Raw genomic sequence first — 18,549 nt, 5'->3', positions numbered from 1 at the left:
GGCTCCCCGTGAGAACGCTTCTTGATTGGCTTTCAAGAGGTATCCCGGACGGGGTTGGAAAACCGACAAGCCGTAGGCAAAAAATTTTTTTAGACCCGCGCCTTGATCGTGACCCAATAGCGCGTCACCGCCTGTACCTGCACCGGCAACGAACGCGCAAGCGCGTCGAGAATCGCGTCGGTGTCATTCAGCGGAAACACGCCGGTCAACAGCAAGCCGGCTACTGCCGCATCGCAGCGCAACAGCCCCGGGCGATAACGGCTCAACTCGGCAACGAACTGCCCCAGCGGCTGGCGCTCGGCGATCAAGCGGTTCTCGGTCCAACTGCTGGCGTTGGCATTCACAGGCGCCAGCGTCGAAGTCCGGCTGGCGCTGAACCACAGGCTGTCCCCGGCATTCATCTGCACCGCCGCACCGCGCACCGGACGCACCTGCACGCGCCCTTCATACAGGTCGACGCGGCTGCCATCGTCCACTTCACGCACGGCAAACCGGGTGCCCAGGGCCTGCACATCTCCGGCCGGGGTTTCGACGATCAATGGCCGGGACGGATCGTGGCCGCTGGTCAGCAGGATCTCGCCACGTATCAGGCGGATACGCCGCTCACTGGCGCTGAACCGCAGGTCGACCGCGCTGTTACTGTTGAGGTCCAGGCGCGTGCCATCGCTCAAGGTCAGGTGACGAATCTCGCCGGTGGCGGTGCGGTATTCGGCAAACGCCGCCTGCCAAGGCTGGCTGCTTTGCACCAGATAGCCGCTGCCACCGGCCACCAGCAACAGCCCGAGCAGTTTCAAGGCGGCGCGGCGTTGGGTGTCCGGTGTATCGCGTAACACCGCACGGGCACTGTCGACCGGCACACCGCCGAGGGTTTGCTGTAACTGTTGCAAGCGCTTCCAGGCGCGCCGGTGTTCCGGGTCGGCCTCCTGCCAGCGCGCGAAGGCCTGGCGCTGATCGCCGTCCATCTCGCCGCCCCACTGCAGCATCAACCACTCGCTGGCCTGCTCCACAATGGCCGGGGCAATCGGCGCTTCGTGCCGGGTTCTCATTCTTCGTAGACGACCTGATAGCAGGCGAGAATCGCCCGGGTCATGTACTTCTGCACCGAGCTGACGGTCACCTCCAGGCGCTCGGCGATCTGTGCGTAGCTCAGCCCTTCGAACTGCGACAACAGGAACGCGCGGCGCACGTTGTCGGGCATGCGGTCGAGCATGGCGTCGATTTGCATCAGGGTTTCAAGGATCAATGCGCGGGTCTCAAGGGACGGCGACTCGGGCTCCTGCAGGTGGGCGATGCTTTCCAGGTAGGCGCGCTCGATGCGCAGGCGCCGCCATTGATCAATCACCAGGTTGCGGGCGATCTGTGTCAGGTAGCTGCGGCTTTCCTTGTCACCGGGAAAGCGCCCCGATACCAGCAAGCGCAGGAAGGTGTCCTGCGCCACATCGGCGGCGTGCTCGCGATCGCCCAGGCGTTTGCGCAGCCAGCCTTGCAGCCAGCCGTGATGGTCGCGATACAGGAGATGAAGCTGTTGCCGGCCGTCAGTCGCGGTGTCCATGAAAAGCTCAGATACGTTATTGAGAGCAATTATCATTACACCTTGTTGCGCGGCTGGCAAAGTTCTTTGTCATTCAGCGTCCGGCGGTTTGCAACGGATACACCGATTCCCAGCCACCGCCCAACGCCTTGTACAACCCGACCATGGCCAGAGACACGCCGGTGGAGCTTTCCACCCACTGCTCTTGCGTCGCCAGCAACGCGCTTTGCACCGTCAGCACGTTGACGAAATCCACTACGCCTTCGACGTATTGATGCTGTGCAGTGGCAAGGGCGATCTGGTTCTGCCGGACGGCTTCGGCAAGGCTGTCGCGGCGCAGTTGGCTGGCGTTGTAGCGAGTCAGTTGGTCGTCGATTTCATGCCAGGCCCGCAGCACGGTTTGCTGGTAGGCCAGGGCCGCTTCCTGTTGCTGGGCTTCGCGCAGATCGAGCATGCCTTGCAATCGGCCACCGTTGAAAATCGGCAAGCTCAGTTGTGGGCCAAAGGCGAATGCACGAGAACTCCACGAGCCGAGATCTGCCAACTGCAACGCCTGGGAGCCCACGCTGCCGGACAGGGTGATGCGCGGGTAGAAGTCGCCCTTGGCCACGCCGATGGAAGCGGTGGCGGCATGCAAGCGCGCTTCTGCCTGACGGATATCGGGGCGACGTTCGGCCAGTTGCGACGGCAGGCCGATGGCAACCTGACGCTGGGTCTGCGGCACGGCGGCGTCCTTGGACAGTTCGGCATACAAGGCTTGTGGCGGTTCGCCCATCAACAAGCTCAGGGCGTTGATCAGTTGGTCCTGGCGTTGCTGCAAGTCCGGCAGGCGCGCCTCGATGGCGGCGACTTGGGCGGCGGCTTCGGCGACGTCCAGGTCAGTGGCAACCCCGTCGGCCAGGCGCAGCTGCGACAGCTTGAGGCTGTGGCGGGCGACGTCGAGGTTTTGCTCGGTGACGGCCCGGGTGTTTTGCACGCCGCGCAGTTGGATGTAGTCCTGGGCAGTTTCCGCCAGCACTGACAACAGCACCGCACGGCGGTCATTTTCGGCGACTTGCAAGGTGGCGTCGGCGGCTTCGGTTTCGCGTTTTACCCGGCCCCAGAAGTCCAGCTCCCAGGCGGCGGAAAAGCCCATGTCCCACTGGTTAAAGGCCGAGTGGCCATTCTTGCCGGAGGGATCGCTCAAGCCATCGGCGCTGTTGCGTTGGCGCAGGTAATCGCCGGTGGCGTTGACGGTCGGGTAGCGCTCGGCAGTGATCACCTGGCGCGCCGCACGGCTTTGTTGCAGGCGACTGCTGGCGAGTTTCAGGTCGAGGTTATCGGTCAGCGCGCGACGGGTGAGCGCGGTGAGTTGTGCGTCGTGGAACACTTCCCACCAGCGCTCCTCCAGCGGGTCGTTGACCGCGTGGCTGGCGGCTTGTCGGCCCTGAGGCTCGGTCCATTTGCCCAGCGGGTTTTGCGGGCGCTGAAAGTCCGGGCCGACGGTGCAGGCACTCAGGCTGAACAAGCTCAAGGTAATCCAGGCGAGGCGTCTCATTGCTGGGCGACCTCGCGTGGCTGGGCGGCGGCGTGGGTGTCGACGCTGGCTTCCACCGACATGCCGACCCGCAGGCGTTCGGTCAACGCCTGGCCGGGCTCCAGGATGATTTTCACCGGAATGCGCTGCACCACCTTGGTGAAGTTGCCGGTGGCGTTGTCCGGCTTGACCGAGGCAAACGTCACTCCAGTGGCCGGCGCCAGGCTTTCAAGGTGCCCCTTGAGCACGTCACCGTCGAGGCTGTCGACCCGCACTTCAACCGCTTGGCCTGCGTGCATGTGGGACAGTTGGGTCTCCTGGAAATTGGCCACCACATAAGCCTCAGCCAGCGGCACCACAGCGAGGATCTTGCTGCCCGGCGTCACGTAGGCGCCAACCCGCACCGCGCGCTCACCGACCATGCCGTCCACCGGCGCGACGATGCGGGTGTACGACAGCTGAAAGCTGGCCATTTCCAGTGCGGCCTGGGCACGTTTCAAACCGCCTTCGGCCGCATCCCGCTGGGCGCTGAGGATTTCCACCTGCTTGCGCTCGGCAGCCAGCACCGCCGTGGCATTCGCCAGGCGCGCGGTGGCCTGGTCGATGCGGGTCTTGGCTTGCTGGGCGTTCTGCACGGTGCCAGCGCCTACGCCGGCGAGGTGGTTGTAACGGTTCAGTTCATGTTCGGCAAATGCCACTTCGGCGCGATCTGCCGCCACCGTGGCCTGAGCTTGAGCGATCACCGAGCTTTGCCGCTCCAGAGTCGCCGTGGCGTTTTTCAGCTGCGCCTGGGCCACCAGGGTATCGGCGTCGGCCGCCTGGGCTGCGGCGCGGAAGTCACGGTCATCGATCAGCGCCAGCAACTGGCCGGCCTTGACCCGCTGGTTGTCTTCCACCAGCACCTCCTTGATAAACCCGGCCACACGTGGCGCCACCAGGGTGTAGTCGGCGGCGACGAAGGCGTCGTTGGTGGTCTGGCGCTTGCTGCCGAACACGCCCGGCGCCAGCAGGTAAACCAGCACACCCACGGCGAACACGGTGATGACGGTTACAGCGATTTTGTCTTTGCGTTTCATAACGATCCCTTTGGCTCAGTGAGCAATCAAGTCGGCGCGCGGGGCGGATAAATCCGCGTCGGCATCCAGAAAATCAGCAGGATCAACACCGCCGCGACACCGGCCATGACGTAGTAGAGATCCGAAGAAGTGAGCACCACGGCCTGCTGGTGCAAGCGATGGGCAAGGCCGGCGGCATCGCTGTCGGCCAGGGGCGAGTTGCCCAGGCTGTCCACCAACATGGTCGAGTGGAAATGCAGGCGGTGGGTGGTCAGGGCGTCGATCACGCCGGTGGCGACCACGGCGGCCATACCTTTGACGGTGTTGAACCACGCCGAGGCGAACGGCCCGTCCTGCGGCGTGATGCTGCCGGTGGAGAGCATCAACAGCGGCAACACCGCCATCGGTTGCCCGAAGATTTGCAGCAATTGCAGCGCGTAGAAGTCATCGCGGATCCACGCTGACGTCAGTTGCGCCCCGCCCACGCAGGACAGGATCAGCATGCTCAAGCCGATGCCCAATACCCAACGGCAATCGACCCAACGCAGGTTGCACAGCGCCGCTACCAACGGCAGCGCGATCAACTGCGGCAGCGCCATGATCAGCATCACCGGGGCAGTTTGCAGCGGGCGGTAGCCTTGTACCTGAGCCAGGTAGCTGGATGGAATGATGGTCACCGCCAGCAGCACAATCAGCACGCCGGCAAGCACGATCAGCGCGAACGCCAGGTTGCGGATGCCGAGCATCTGCAACTTGAAAAACGGCATCGGGTGCGACCACTCGTTGATCATGAACAACACCAGCAACACCAGGCCGCCGATCAGCAACGAGGTGATCAGCGGTGATTCGAACCAGTCCAGGCGGTTGCCCTGCAACAGGCCGATCACCAGCATGCAGATCGCCGGGAACCCCAGCAGCAGGCCGCGCCAGTTGAACTGCTTGAAGCGCTCCAGGCGCAACGGGTCCTGAGGCAAGCCGTAGGCCACGGCGGCCATGGCCAGCAGGCACGGCCCGACAATCTGCCAGAACGCCCATTGCCAGCCGACGTATTCGGTCCACATTGCCGCCAACGGTGTACCGAGGCTGGGGCCGAAGGTCGCAGTCAGGGCGTAGCCCGCCAGGCCGTACAGCTTGACGTGGGCCGGCAGGAACCGCAGCGCTACGGTCATCAGCATCGGCGGCAAAGCGCCGCCGGCCAGGCCTTGCACGGTGCGCAAAATCAGCAGGCTTTCGTAATTCGGTGCGAACGGGCACAGCACGCCAAGCACGGTGAACAGCCCAATGGCGCACAGGGTGAAACGGCGCAGAGAGAACGTCACCGAACACCAGGGTGCAAAGGCCATCGCCGAGACGGAGGTGGCGGTGTACGCAGCCACCAGCCAGGTGCCTTCGTCGAAGCCGATGTACATCGCACCGCGAATATCGGCGAGGGCAACTTTGGTCACCATCTCGTTGAGACCGGACACCAGCACTGCGAGCAACACGCCCACCAGGCCGATGATGATGCGCGGGCCGAAAACGGGCGGGGTGATGGCGGTCGGCTTGGCTGCGGCCAGGGGTGCGGGAGCAGCGAGGGACGTCATGAACTACAACTCGGAATAGGAAATACCCGAGCAGTTTAATCAGGCTTAGACATGACAAAAAGTGACTTATAGGAAGCTTATAAGTGCACCAGACGCAATGATCAAAATGTAGGCGATCTCTGTGGGAGCCGGGCTTGCCCGCGATGGCATCACCTCGCTATTCCTGAAAAACCGGGTCGCCCGCATCGCAGGCAAGCCAGCTCCCATATTGACCGAGCTCACTTGCGACTCACGTGGGTTGCGCTTCTTGCCACGTCGCCTCGCAGCATTCACGCATGGTCTCGCGTAGCCATTTATGGGCCGGGTCTTTGTCGAAACGCGGATGCCAGGCCTGGGTCAACACCAGTGTGGGCAGGGAGATTGGCAGGGTGAATGCGCGCAACGGCAGCTTCAGGCGATTGGCGCTGTAGAGCGCTTCCTTGGGCACCGGCAGGATCAGGTCGGAGTCCGGCAGCATGAACATCGCGCCGTGAAACCCCGGGGCGATCATGGCGACTCGACGTTCCAGGCCCTGGGCGTTCAGCGCCGTGTCGATCGGCCCACGGGCGATGCCGCGTCGGGAGATGCTGATGTGGGAGTAGCTGGCGAACCGTTCGGCGGTGATCTCTCCATCGAACAACGGATGGCCTTCCCGCGCCAGCCCGACGAAGGTGGTGGCGAACAGGTTCTGCACCTTCACTTCCGGGGTGATCGGCATAGTGTTGCCCACCCGCAGGTCGAGCCGGCCTTCACGCAGGGCTTCATCATCGGTGTCGCCTTCGGGCACGAAGCGCAGCTCGCACAGCGGTGCCATGCGCTCCATGGTGTCGAACAGCCGACCGCCATACACCCCGACAAAAAAGTCATTGGCCCGCACGCTGAATCGGCGGCGCAACGTGCGCAAGTCCACTTCGTCCGCCGAGCGGAACAGCAGCGCCGCCTGTTCCACCACATTACGCACCTGGCCCTGCAACTCCAGGGCCTTGGGCGTCGGCACCAGGCCGCGACCGGCGCGCACCAGGATCGGATCACCCACTGCCTCGCGGATTCGCGTGAGGGTGCGGCTCATGGCGGCCGGGCTCAGGTTCATCCGCCGTGCGGCACCCACCACACTGCCCTCGTCGAGCAAGGCGTCGAGGGCGACCAGCAGGTTCATGTCCGGTAATTGCATGCCAAGCACTCGTGATAGGTTGGGAGTGAACTTGGCGCAATCGTAGCAGGCTTCTCTGTAGGAGCGAGCTTGCTCGCGAAGAACGTTAACGGTAACGCGGGCATCCTGATGGGGCGCGTTGCCTGGACATTTTTCGCGAGCAAGCTCGCTCCTACAGGGAGCAGCAGGTGATTAACGTTGCATGCCCCAGCGCTTCACGGTGACGCGCTCCAGGGTGTCAAACACCAGGTTCTCTACCAGCAGACCGATCAGGATCACCACTGCCAAGCCGGCAAATACTTTGTCGGTGTAGAGCTCGTTGCGGTTCTGGAAGATGTACCAGCCCAGCCCGCCCTTGCCGCTGGTGGCGCCGAATACCAGCTCGGCCGCAATCAGCGTGCGCCAGGCAAACGCCCAGCCGATTTTCAGCCCGGCGAGGATCGACGGCAGCGCCGCCGGGATCAGGATGAACAGCACAAAACGCATGCCCTTGAGGCCGTAATTGCGACCGGCCATGCGCAGGGTTTCCGAGACACCGAGAAACCCGGAATAGGTGTTGAGCGCCAGCGCCCACAGCACTGAATGCACCAGCACGAAGATCAGGCTGTTCTGCCCCAGGCCAAACCACAACAGCGCCAGCGGCAGCAGGGCAATCGCCGGCAACGGGTTGAACATCGAGGTCAGGGTGCTCAGCAAGTCGCGACCCAATTGGGTGGACACCGCCAGGGTGGTCAGGGCGAACGCCAGCACAATGCCGATCAGGTAACCCTTGATCAGCACCACCAGCGAGATGCTGACCTTGCTCAACAGCTCGCCACTGGCCATGCCGTCGTAGAACGCGCTCAGGGTCTGCAGGAAGCTTGGCAGCAGCAGGTCATTGTTCTGATAACGGGCGGCCGCTTCCCAGAGGATCGCGAGCACGATCAGGATCAGGCTTTTACGCAGCCAGCCTTGTTGCCACAAGCGCTGACGCCACGGCAACTCGCGCTCTACGCGAACACCGGGCAACGGTTCGAGAGTGATTTCATATTCCTGGCGCATGGTGGAAACCCTTCAATAAGCGATGCGGATATCGGCGAAACCCAGCTCGGTTTCCGCCTCGGGCGCTTCATCAAACAACAGCCGATGAATGCGCCGCGCCGAAGCTTGGAACTCCACACCGCCGAGGCTGTGCAGGTCGTATTGATGGCTGTGGATTTCCGCCCGCACCCGCCCGGGATGCGGCGACAGCAACAGGATGCGGTTGCCCACCACCAGCGCTTCTTCGATGGAGTGGGTGACGAACAACAGCGTGAAGCGCACCTCTTCCCAGAGCAGCAGCAACTCTTCCTGCATCTTGCGTCGGGTCAGCGCATCGAGGGCGGCGAAGGGTTCGTCCATCAGCAGGATTTTCGGCTGCATGGCCAACGCCCGGGCGATGGCCACGCGGGCCTTCATGCCGCCGGACAGGGTGTGCGGATAGGCATCGGCAAAGGCCGTAAGGCCGACTTTTTCCAGGTAGTACAGCGCCCGTTCTTCGGCCTCGCGACGCTTGAGGGTCTTGGAGGCGAGCAGCGGAAACATGACGTTCTGCTTGACGGTTTTCCATGGCGGCAGTTGGTCGAACTCCTGGAACACCACAATGCGGTCCGGCCCTGGCTGCTCGACTTTTTGCCCGAGCAAACGGATCTCGCCTTCGCAGGGTTTGATAAAGCCGGCGATGGATTTCAGCAGCGTGGATTTACCGCAGCCCGAAGGCCCCAACAGTACAAAGCGGTCCGCCGGGTCGATCTCGAAACTGACCTGGTGGGTGGCCCGCACCACCCGTTCCGGCGTGCGGTATTCAAGGCTGACGTGGTCCACCGACAGCAACGCTTCGGTGGTTTTCGGGTTGCTGGCCGTGTGGCCTTGCAAGGGTGCGTTCATGTCAGCTCCCTTGCAGCGGTTTGGCGTCCTGGAAGAAGTAATCCTTCCACGATTCGGGTTTGTTTTTGATCGCGCCAACGCGGTAGAGGAATTCCGCCAGCGGGTAAGTATTTTTCGGTGTGACGCTGAATTCGAACTGCGGGTTTTCGATGATTTTCAGCAGGTCGGCGCGGTCGATCTTGGCTTTGGTGACACGGATGTAGGTATCGGCGGCGGCGCCTTTGTCGTTCTGGGCGAACTGGGCCGCTTCGGTCAGCGCCTCGACGAACGCCTTGTAGGTTTTCGGGTTGTCGTTGCGGAATTTCTCGGTGGCAAACAACACCGTCGGCGAGTTCGGGCCGAGGATGTCGTAGGAGTTGAGCACCACGTGCACGTTCGGGTTGGTCAGGGCCTGTTCCTGGAACGGCGGGTTGGAGAAATGCCCGGTCAGTTCGGTGCCACCGGCGATCAGCGCAGCCGTGGCATCCGGGTGCGGGACAGCCACGGTGTACTTGTCGAGGCGGTTGAATTCCTTGTCGCCCCACTGCTTGGCCGCGGCGTATTGCAGGAAGCGCGACTGTACGGAGACGCCCACTGCGGGTACGGCAATGCGGTCTTTTTCGGTGAAGTCGGCAATGGTTTTGACCTTGGGATTGTTGCTCACCAGGTAGTAAGGGAAGTTGCCCAGAGAGGCGACGGCTTTCACGTTCTGCTTGCCGTGGGTGCGGTCCCAGATGGTCAACAGCGGGCCGACACCAGCCCCGGCGATGTCGATGGAACCGGAGAGCAACGCATCGTTGACGGCGGCGCCGCCGGACAGCTGGGTCCAGTCGACCTTGATGTCGATGCCTTCCTGCTTGCCGTACTTCTCGATCAGGCTCTGATCGCGCACCACGTTGAGCAACAGGTAGACGATGCCGAACTGCTCGGCGATGCGAATCTCGCCTTCGGCCTGGGCGGCGGCAGGTGCAACAAGGCTGCCGGCCAGCAGGCTGACGCCCAGGCCGACCGTGGCAGCCAGGCGCGCCAATGGGATTTTCTTGGACATGGTCATGCTCCGGATCAGAAAGGCGCGTCGCCCTGGATGGTGGTGCGGAACAGCTTGCGCCGCAGGTGGCTTGGGCAGCCGGCCGCCAGATGGATCAGCGAGCGGTTGTCCCAGAACACCAGGTCGTGGGGCTGCCACTGATGGCGATAAATGTTTTCGGGCAGCACGCTGTGGGCGTAGAGCTGAGCCAGCAGGTCACGGCTTTCATCGTCCGGCAGGCCGACGATACGGGTGGTGAAGCCCTCGCTGACGAACAACGCCTTGCGGCCGTTTTCCGGGTGGGTGCGTACGATCGGGTGCACCACTTCCGCCACCTGAGCGAGCTGCTCAGGGGTGAGGGTCGGGCGCCAGTTGCCTTCGAATTTGGTTTCGCTGTAGCGCGCCGTGTAGGAGTGCGCGGCGCTGCGACCTTCGACAGCCTTGCGCAGGCGCTCGGGCAGTTGGTCCCAGGCTTTGTGCATGTCGGCGAACAAGGTGTCGCCGCCTTCGGACGGCAGCTCCTGGGCATGAAGCATCGAGCCGAGGCTCGGCAGCTCTTTGTAGGAGAGATCCGAGTGCCAGAACTTGCCGGCGTCTCCCAGGCCGATGGATTGGCCGTTCTCGATGATGTTGGAGACGATCAGGATTTCCGGATGGTTGGCCAGCAGGAATTGTTTGAGCACATGAATTTGCAGCACACCGAAGCGGCGGCTGAAGGCGATCTGTTGTTCGGGGGTGATGCGTTGGTCGCGGAACACCACGACGTGATAGTCCAGGTGCGCGCGATGAATGCGGGCGAAGTCCTGGTCGCTGACCGGGCGGGTCAGGTCCAGGCCAATGATCTCGGCACCGACACTGCCGGGAAATGGACGGATCTCAAAGGTTTGTGCAGTGTCGTTCGCTGTTGGAACAGTAGAGGTGGCAGACATGAGTTCACTCCCGGACGGTCAGGAGAGTGACTTTATAGTCATAAGAACGGCATTTTAAATACCGTTAACGAATATCGATATGGCTTTTGTACAGGCCATGGCGCTTGGGTGTTTTGGAGGGCCTCATCGCGGGCAAGCCCGGCTCCCACAGGGGACGGCCGGGCGTGCAGTCGGGATCAGCGCTCGTGCAACGCCTCTGCCCGCGCCCTAAGGATCGGCTTGAGCAGGTAGCTGAGGATGCTTTTCTGGCCGGTGATGATGTCTACCGAAGCCACCATGCCGGGGATGATGATCAGCGGCTTCTCATCGGTGCCCAAGTGGCTGCGGTCGGTGCGCAGGGTGATCATGTAGTAGGTGGTTTTCTTGTCTTCGTCGGTGATGGTGTCGGCACCGATGCGCTCGAGCTTGGCCTTGAGGCCGCCGTAGATGGTGTAGTCATAGGCGGTGAACTTGACCACCGCCTCTTGTCCCGGGTGCAGGAAGGCGATGTCTTGCGGACGTATCTTTGCTTCCACCAGCAGGGTGTCATTCAGCGGCACGATTTCCACCATGTCACTGCCTGGCTGGATCACGCCGCCTACGGTGTTCACCAGCAGTTGCTTGACGATGCCACGTACCGGCGAGGTCACCAGGGTGCGGCTTACCCGATCTTCCAGAGCCTTGCCGGTAGACGCGGCCTTGTTCAGTTCTGTGCGGGCTTCGTTGAGTTGAGTCAGGGCTTCACTGCGGAATTTGCCGCGGGTTTCATCGATCTTGCGCTGCACTTCCTTGATCGCCGATTCGGCACGGGGAATCGCCAGGGTGGTTGCATCAAGTTGCCCACGGGTTTCCATTTCCGCACGCTTGAGCCGCAGCACTTCAACCGGAGAAACCGCGCCCTGGGCCACCAATGGCTCGGACATGTTGATTTCCTGGCGCTGCAACGACAGCTGGCTGCGGTATTGGCCTTGCTTGGAGGAGAACTCGCGCAGTTCCTGTTGACGCTGTACCAGTTGCTCCTGCAACCCGCCGACTTCGTCCTTGAGCTGCTGACGGCGACTGTCGTACAACGAGCGCTCACTGGCGGCCTGGCTTGGCGCGGCCTTGAGCACGTCGTCCGGGATGTTCAGCGGGCGGTCATCCACCTGCGCGCTCAAGCGTTCGACCCGCAGCAACATCGAGAGCCGCAGGGCTTCGGTTTCGCCGGCGTTGGACACAAAACGCGTGTCGTCCAGACGAATCAACGGTGCCCCGGCTTCGACGATCTGGCCTTCCTTGACGTACAGCTCTGCGACGATGCCGCCTTCAAGGTTTTGGATCTTCTGCAACTTGGAGGACGGAATCGCCTTGCCGTCACCGCGCGTCACTTCGTCGATGCTGGAAAAATACGCCCAGCACACCAGGAACAGGAAAAACGCGATGATCGCCCAGATGGTCAAGCGGATGACCCGCGGCGCATCTTCGATCAGTGCTTTGTTGACCTCGGGCAGCGGCTGGTCTTGCAGGGAGTCGGAGCCTTTGAAGTAGCGGCCAATCGAGTTTTTGACGGACTTAAGCGACACTGATCTGCCCCTTCTTCAACGCTTCCATGACCACGGCTTTCGGGCCATCCGCGAGGATCTGACCCCGATCGACCACCAACAGGCGGTCCACCAGGGACAGCAGCGAGGCGCGGTGCGTGACCAGCACCACCGTCTTGTTTTGCACCACAGCTAGCAGGCGTTGTTTCAAGCGTTCTTCACCGGTGTTGTCCATGGCGCTGGTCGGTTCGTCGAGCAGCAAGATAGGCGGGTTGAGCAGTAAGGCACGGGCCAGCGCGACGTTCTGCCGCTGGCCGCCGGACAGGTTCTGCCCGCGCTCGCCGACTTGCAGCTCGTAGCCTTGGGGGTGCAGGCGGGCAAACTCGTGGACGCCGGCCAATTCCGCAGCTTGCAGGACCATTTCGTCTTCGACATAGCGCGCACCCGATACCAGGTTGTCGCGCAGGGTGCCGGCCAGCAGTTGGATGTCCTGAGGTACGTAGCCGATGTTATGGCGCAGCTCGCTGACGTCGATCTGGCGAACGTCCACGCCGTCCACCAGCAAGGCGCCGGAGTCAGGCTGGTAGAGGCCGACAATCAATTTGGCGAGTGAGCTTTTACCCGAACCACTGCGCCCGATAATGCCGATTTTTTCCCCGGGCTTGATCACCAGGTTGAGATTTTTCAGCGCGGCGTTTTGCTGGTCCGGGTAGGTGAAGTTCAGGCCCCGGCATTCGATCGCACCTTGCAGCGTGCGGCGGCTCATCGGACGCTCTTCGAAGTTGCGCTCTTGGGGCAACTCCATCATCTGGTCTACCGATTTCATGGTGACTTTGGCTTGCTGGTAGCGGGTCAGCAGGCCGGACAGCGAAGCCAGCGGGCTCAAGGCACGGCCACTGAGCATGTAGCAGGCAATCAGGCCGCCCATGCTCAGGTTGCCGTCGATGATCTGGTAAACACCGAAGCAAATCATCACGACGCCCGCCAATTGCTGAATCAGCAGCGTCATGTTCATCGACAGGCCCGACAGCAACTTCACCCGCAGCTCCAGGCGACTGAGGGTGCCAATCGTCTGTTCCCATTGGTATTGGCGTTCGCTTTCGGCGTTATTGACCTTGACCGCATCCAGCCCGGCGAGGGTTTCGATCAGGCTCGATTGGCGCTCGGCGGCCAGGGCCATGGTTCGCTCCATGGTCGCCACCAGGGGCTTTTGCAAGGCATAACCGATGCCTAGGGCCAGCGGGAACGCCAGCACGGGAATCCACACCAGGTGCCCGCCGAGGATAGCGATCACCAGGAAAATCAGCAGGGTGAACGGCAGGTCGATCAGGCTGGTGAGGGTCAATGACGCGAGGAAATCCCGCAGGCTCTGAAACTCGTGGATGTTTTGGGCAAAGCTGCCCACCCGCGCCGGGCGGTATTTCATGGACATCCCGACAATGCGCTCGAACAGCGTCGCCGAGATGATCAGGTCGGTTTTTTTCCCGGCCAGGTCCAGGCACAAACTGCGCAGGCTTTTGAGGATCAGGTCGAACAGGTAGGCGCCAGCAATACCGATAGCCAGCACCCACAAGGTGGCCGTGGCCTGGTTCGGCACCACGCGGTCATAGACGTTCATCACGAACAACGGCGCAGCCATGGCGATGATGTTGATCAGGAAGCTGGCCGCGATGGCGTCGGTGTAAAGCCAGCGCGAGCGCTTCAAGGTGTCGCGGAACCAGGAGCGGGCACGGGGGATCAAGGTACCGTGGTTGACGTCGAACTTGTGCTGGGGTTGGGCGAAGAACACTTTGCCGGTGTAATCATCGGCCAACACGTCGCGCTTGATGATGACTTCACCGCCGTCGCTTTCGCTGAGCAGAATGCGGGCTTCGTCCTCGCCATGCCAACCGACCAGCACCGTGCTGCGACCGTCCTTGAGCAACAGCAAGGCCGGCAGGGCGATGGTCGGAATCTGCTCCAGCTTGCGTTGCAACAAACGCCCCTGTAGCCCCGCGCGTGCGGCGGCGCGAGGCAACAGCTCGGCGCTCAGGCGTTGCGCAGGCAACGGCAGCCCAGTGGTGAGCATCGCCGCGCTGGCAGGTTTCTGATGCAATGCGCAAAGCGCAAGCAACCCGTCAAGTAACGGGTCGTCGTGCAGCGTGCGTGGATCATGACTGAGATGAACTCGACTGACTTCTGATTCCACGCGGGGCACTCTCGACTAACAGATGGGGCTTGAGGGGGGACTCAATTCATCCCGGGCAGTTGGACTTTAGGCTTCACGTCGTTTTGCACGACGGAGGCCATTGGCGCGACCACTCCCTGGCTTTTGAGCAATTCGCCCATGGTCGCCTTGATTCGGTACTGAGTAAATAACTGAATATTTTTGATCTCTTCCAAACGGCGGGAAGCGGTGAACAGTTCGTTCTCGCTGTCGAGCAAATCGAGCAGGGTACGTTGGCCCAAACTGAATTGCTGCTGGTAAGAAGTGCGTACTCGGGTGCTGTGATCGACGTATTGCTGGGCGATCGGCACTTGGGCGTTGGCGTTGTTCAGGGCATTCCAGGCCAGGCCCAGCTCTTCGTTCAACTGGCGCAAGGCGTTATTGCGGATATCCAGGGCCTGGTTGGACAGGGCCGATTTGGATTCCAGGTCAGCTTTGTTGCTGCCACCGGAGTAAAGGTTGAAGCGCATGCGCAACATGGCTTCCCAGCCATTGCTGTGGGACGGGTCACCGCTGACGTTGTTGTCGGCATTGGTGCCGAGTTCAGCATCAAAACGCGGGTAAAACGTCGATTTGGCGGCTTGGTACTGCTGTTCGGTTGCAACGATGTCGGATTCAGCCGAGCGCAGGATCGGGCTGTTGTCGAGCATCTGGCGACGCGCTTCGTTCAGATCGGCTGGCAGCATTGCCATGAACGGTGCCGGGCGCTCCAACTGGTCAGGCATCTGGCCCACGGCACTCAGATAGTTAGTCTGGGAGTCGGCCAGGTTGGTCTGCTCGGTGATCAGGTTGTTACGGGCTTGAGCCAGACGGGCTTCAGCCTGGTCCAGGTCAGCACCGTTACCGACGCCGCGCTGGGTGCGCAATTTGATCTGGTCGTAGATGCGCTCGTGGTTGCGCAGGTTCTCTTCAGCCAGGCGTACGAATTCACGACGGGTCAGCACGTCCAGGTAGACCTGGGCAACGGTCAGGCCGGTGCGCTCGGAGGTGCCAAGCAACGAATAAGCACGGGAGTTAACGGTGGCTTGTTGACGCCCTACTTCGCTGGAAGTGGCAAAACCGTCAAAAATCATTTGCTGCAGGCGCAGGCTCGATTCGCCGCGATTGAGCGTGTCCCATTGGTTGTTGCCGCGGCCATTGGTGGCACGAGTGGTGGAGTTGTCCACACCTTCGCGACCGTAGCCGCCGGCCAAATCCACCTTCGGCAGGTAGCCACCTTGGGCGGCTCGCAATTGGTAGTCGGCGGCGATACGGCTATTTACGCCGGCCTGAACTTCAGGATGCACATCGAGCGCTTGCTGCATGGCCTGTGGCAATGTTTGGGCGTGTACAAAACTCGCGGCGAGGACGAACGGCAGTGCCTTAAACAGGTGCAAACGCATTTCAAAAATTCCCCAGGACTTCTTGTCTCAAATCACAGCAGATCGAGTCGCTGTGTCGGAAAATGGCAACCGTAATGACCGTACGTCGGAAAGTTCAAAAGCGGAACTGGTTCACACATGTAGGACGGTTCGCCGCATAAATATCAATGTGACATTAGTGGGGCGATTGTTTAGGATGGCGGCCATAAGGTCAATAGTTTGGCATAAAGTTAATTCCGAAAAATTATAGCCAAATTATTGACGAATCACCTGTCAAAAGTCCAAGCACCTCCAAACTGACGCTAACCAGTGCTCAGGTCTATGGAAGTTACCCGAACGGATCGCCGGAGAAATCTTCAATGAGCAGTGTTGTTGCCATCGTCAAAAGCATTGTTGGCCAAGTTTTCGTCATTTCTCCAGAAGGAGTCAGACGTGTACTTGTCGAAGGCGACCGACTGTTCGCAGGGGATCAGGTAGACACCGGCCTCTCGGGCGCCGTTAGCCTGGAACTGGCCGACGGCCGCACACTGGACCTGGGCCGTGAAACCCAGTGGAGCGCCGACACGCCGGACTCCAGCCTCGACCTGGCCCAAGCCACTGCCCAGGCCGCGCCGTCGGTTGCCGAGCTGCAGCAAGCCATCGCTGCCGGCGCCGACCCGACCACCGACCTGGAAGCTACCGCAGCAGGGCCGACCGCAGCCGGTACGGGCGCAGCGGGTGGCGGCCATAGTTTTGTAGTGCTGGATGCAACGGCGGCCAGCGTCGCGCCGACCATTGGTTTCCCAACGGCCGGCCTGGGTGTGACCACCTCGGCCCTGACCCAGAATACTGGCGGACAGGCGAGCGACGCGGGCGGCCTGGTGCTGCAAGCCTCCACCCTGACCCTGGGCGCGACCCCGACCATCACCGAAGCTGGCGGCGTGCTGACCTACACCGCCACTGTGACGCAGGCGCCCACCAGCGACCTGAGCATCACCCTGTCCAATGGCGCGGTGATCACCATCCCGGCCGGCCAATTGACGGGCACCGTGAATGTGCCCCTGGCCCCCAACGACACCCCGTACATCGATGCAAGCCAGATCAGCGTCACCGTCACCGGCACCACCGGTGGCAACAACCTGGTGCTGACCACCGACCCCACGCCGGCGGTGACCCAAATCACCGACACCGTCGACACCACCACTGTCACGCTGACAGCCGGTAATACCGTGACCGAAGGCGGTCAGATTACTTACACCGCTACCCTGACCAACCCAGCGCAGACGCCAGTGACTGTCACCTTGAGCAATGGCTCGGTGATTACCATCGAAGCTGGGAAGTCCACCGGGACGGTTGTGGTCGATACGCCAGCCAATGATGTTTACAACAATGGCTCGACCATCAGCACCACGATTACCGGGGCTACCGGCGGTAACTTTGAGAACCTGGTGCCGGCAACTACGCCAGCGGTTACCACCATTACCGATTCGATCGATACCACTACGGTCACGCTGACGGCCGGTAATACCGTGACCGAAGGCGGTCAGATTACTTATACCGCTACCCTGACCAACCCCGCGCAGACGCCAGTGACTGTCACCTTGAGCAATGGCTCGGTGATTACCATTGAAGCCGGGAAGTCCACGGGGACCGTTGTCGTTGATACGCCAGCCAATGATGTTTACAACAACGGCTCGACCATCAGCACCACGATTACCGGGACTACCGGCGGTAACTTCGAGAACCTGGTGCCGGCAACTACGCCAGCCGTTACCACCATTACCGATTCGATCGATACCACTACGGTCACGCTGACGGCCGGTAATACCGTGACCGAAGGCGGTCAGATCACTTACACCGCTACCCTGACCAACCCCGCGCAGACGCCAGTGACTGTCACCTTGAGCAATGGCTCGGTGATCACCATTGAAGCCGGAAAGTCCACGGGGACGGTTGTCGTCGATACGCCAGCCAATGATGTTTACAACAACGGCTCGACCATCAGCACCACGATTACCGGGACTACCGGCGGTAACTTCGAGAACCTGGTGCCGGCGACTACGCCAGCGGTTACCACCATTACCGATTCGATCGACAACACCACCGTCTCCCTGACGGCGGGCGAAAGCGTGACCGAAGGCGGTCAGATTACTTACACCGCTACCCTGACTAACCCAGCGCAGACACCGGTGACCGTCACTTTGAGCAATGGCTCGGTGATTACCATTGAAGCCGGGAAGTCCACCGGGACGGTTGTCGTCGATACGCCAGCCAATGATGTTTACAACAATGGTTCGACGGTTAGCACCACCATTACCGCGGCTACTGGCGGTAATTTTGAGAACCTGGTGCCGAGCACTACGCCAGCGGTGACAACGATCACCGACTCGGTTGATACCACGACGGTGACGTTGTCGACTAACGACACTGCGATCACTGAAGGCGGTCAGATCACCTACACCGCGACCTTGAGCAACGAAGCTCATGCGCCAGTGACCGTGACTCTGTCCAACGGCCAGGTGATCACCATTGATGCCGGTAAAACCACGGGTACCGTGGTTTTCCAAACTCCGGTCAATGACGTCTACAACAACGGTTCGACCGTTAGCACCACGATCACCACCGCTACTGGCGGTAATTTCGAGAAGTTGGTACCGGACAACACTAATCCGCCAACCACCGTCATTTCGGATTCGATCGACACCACCACCGTGACGCTGTCGACCACTGACACCGCAATCACCGAAGGCGGTCAGATCACCTACACCGCGACCTTGAGCAACGAAGCTCAAGCGCCGGTGACCGTGACCCTGTCTAACGGCCAAGTTATTACCATTGATGCGGGTAAAA

Annotated in this window: 14 protein-coding genes; 1 reads left to right on the top strand and 13 read right to left on the bottom strand. The window is 61.4% G+C overall.

The window, feature by feature from the left end:
• Window positions 1–89 precede the first annotated feature (89 nt).
• The 13 genes from SNL23_RS30155 to SNL23_RS30095 form a co-directional block, all read right to left on the bottom strand.
• Window positions 90–1,046, bottom strand: a complete 957-nt coding sequence (locus SNL23_RS30155; RefSeq protein ID WP_076015590.1) for a FecR domain-containing protein — start codon at window positions 1,044–1,046, stop codon at window positions 90–92.
• The gene (locus SNL23_RS30150) at window positions 1,043–1,552 is read right to left on the bottom strand and encodes a sigma-70 family RNA polymerase sigma factor (protein WP_167665626.1); all 510 of its coding nucleotides are present in this window, start codon (window positions 1,550–1,552) and stop codon (window positions 1,043–1,045) included. The genes SNL23_RS30155 and SNL23_RS30150 overlap by 4 nt, the downstream gene beginning before the upstream one ends.
• 73 nt (window positions 1,553–1,625) lie before the next feature.
• Complete coding sequence (locus tag SNL23_RS30145; protein ID WP_318304567.1) at window positions 1,626–3,068, bottom strand: efflux transporter outer membrane subunit; 1,443 nt, start codon at window positions 3,066–3,068, stop codon at window positions 1,626–1,628.
• On the bottom strand, window positions 3,065–4,123 hold the full coding sequence (locus SNL23_RS30140; protein WP_063033665.1) for an HlyD family secretion protein: 1,059 nt from the start codon (window positions 4,121–4,123) through the stop codon (window positions 3,065–3,067). Before SNL23_RS30140 ends, SNL23_RS30145 begins: the two co-directional genes overlap by 4 nt.
• 26 nt (window positions 4,124–4,149) lie before the next feature.
• The gene (locus tag SNL23_RS30135) at window positions 4,150–5,685 is read right to left on the bottom strand and encodes an MFS transporter (RefSeq protein ID WP_318304566.1); all 1,536 of its coding nucleotides are present in this window, start codon (window positions 5,683–5,685) and stop codon (window positions 4,150–4,152) included.
• Window positions 5,686–5,914: 229 nt separating this feature from the next.
• Complete coding sequence (locus tag SNL23_RS30130) at window positions 5,915–6,835, bottom strand: LysR family transcriptional regulator (RefSeq protein WP_318304565.1); 921 nt, start codon at window positions 6,833–6,835, stop codon at window positions 5,915–5,917.
• 171 nt (window positions 6,836–7,006) lie between these two features.
• Window positions 7,007–7,855 (bottom strand): ABC transporter permease, encoded by an 849-nt coding sequence (locus SNL23_RS30125; protein WP_003218225.1) that lies wholly within the window; start codon window positions 7,853–7,855, stop codon window positions 7,007–7,009.
• 12 nt (window positions 7,856–7,867) lie between these two features.
• Window positions 7,868–8,719, bottom strand: a complete 852-nt coding sequence (locus SNL23_RS30120) for an ABC transporter ATP-binding protein (RefSeq protein WP_318304564.1) — start codon at window positions 8,717–8,719, stop codon at window positions 7,868–7,870.
• A gap of 1 nt (window position 8,720) precedes the next feature.
• On the bottom strand, window positions 8,721–9,746 hold the full coding sequence (locus SNL23_RS30115; RefSeq protein WP_167665622.1) for an ABC transporter substrate-binding protein: 1,026 nt from the start codon (window positions 9,744–9,746) through the stop codon (window positions 8,721–8,723).
• 14 nt (window positions 9,747–9,760) lie between these two features.
• Window positions 9,761–10,654 (bottom strand): TauD/TfdA dioxygenase family protein, encoded by an 894-nt coding sequence (locus SNL23_RS30110; RefSeq protein WP_318304562.1) that lies wholly within the window; start codon window positions 10,652–10,654, stop codon window positions 9,761–9,763.
• Between the two features lie 176 nt (window positions 10,655–10,830).
• Window positions 10,831–12,195, bottom strand: coding sequence for an HlyD family type I secretion periplasmic adaptor subunit (locus tag SNL23_RS30105; RefSeq protein ID WP_318304561.1), 1,365 nt, complete (start codon window positions 12,193–12,195; stop codon window positions 10,831–10,833).
• A complete protein-coding gene (locus SNL23_RS30100) occupies window positions 12,185–14,341 on the bottom strand; it encodes a type I secretion system permease/ATPase (protein ID WP_167665619.1) in 2,157 nt (718 codons plus the stop codon). Before SNL23_RS30100 ends, SNL23_RS30105 begins: the two co-directional genes overlap by 11 nt.
• Before the next feature lie 41 nt (window positions 14,342–14,382).
• Entirely contained in the window at window positions 14,383–15,741 is a 1,359-nt protein-coding gene (locus SNL23_RS30095; protein WP_076015599.1) for a TolC family outer membrane protein, read from the bottom strand.
• Window positions 15,742–16,079: 338 nt separating this feature from the next.
• Between SNL23_RS30095 and SNL23_RS30090 the strand changes: the two genes are divergently transcribed.
• Window positions 16,080–18,549, top strand: a 2,470-nt coding sequence (locus tag SNL23_RS30090) for a retention module-containing protein (protein ID WP_318304560.1), incomplete at its 3' end; no start/stop codon positions are given.

It is taken from the genome of Pseudomonas sp. SED1 (assembly GCF_034044025.1).
Lineage (GTDB): Bacteria > Pseudomonadota > Gammaproteobacteria > Pseudomonadales > Pseudomonadaceae > Aquipseudomonas.
The sequence above is the reverse complement of the archived record's forward strand: the minus strand, read 5'-3'. Positions and strand labels throughout refer to the sequence as shown.

Bases quoted from the DNA above. Each gene is read 5' to 3' on its own strand.
- SNL23_RS30155 (WP_076015590.1), bottom strand. From the start codon at position 1,046: ATGAGAACCCGGCACGAAGCGCCGATTGCCCCGGCCATTGTGGAGCAG.
- SNL23_RS30135 (WP_318304566.1), bottom strand. From the start codon at position 5,685: ATGACGTCCCTCGCTGCTCCCGCACCCCTGGCCGCAGCCAAGCCGACC.
- SNL23_RS30150 (WP_167665626.1), bottom strand. From the start codon at position 1,552: ATGGACACCGCGACTGACGGCCGGCAACAGCTTCATCTCCTGTATCGC.
- SNL23_RS30140 (WP_063033665.1), bottom strand. From the start codon at position 4,123: ATGAAACGCAAAGACAAAATCGCTGTAACCGTCATCACCGTGTTCGCC.
- SNL23_RS30095 (WP_076015599.1), bottom strand. From the start codon at position 15,741: ATGCGTTTGCACCTGTTTAAGGCACTGCCGTTCGTCCTCGCCGCGAGT.
- SNL23_RS30125 (WP_003218225.1), bottom strand. From the start codon at position 7,855: ATGCGCCAGGAATATGAAATCACTCTCGAACCGTTGCCCGGTGTTCGC.
- SNL23_RS30120 (WP_318304564.1), bottom strand. From the start codon at position 8,719: ATGAACGCACCCTTGCAAGGCCACACGGCCAGCAACCCGAAAACCACC.
- SNL23_RS30130 (WP_318304565.1), bottom strand. From the start codon at position 6,835: ATGCAATTACCGGACATGAACCTGCTGGTCGCCCTCGACGCCTTGCTC.
- SNL23_RS30115 (WP_167665622.1), bottom strand. From the start codon at position 9,746: ATGTCCAAGAAAATCCCATTGGCGCGCCTGGCTGCCACGGTCGGCCTG.
- SNL23_RS30110 (WP_318304562.1), bottom strand. From the start codon at position 10,654: ATGTCTGCCACCTCTACTGTTCCAACAGCGAACGACACTGCACAAACC.
- SNL23_RS30145 (WP_318304567.1), bottom strand. From the start codon at position 3,068: ATGAGACGCCTCGCCTGGATTACCTTGAGCTTGTTCAGCCTGAGTGCC.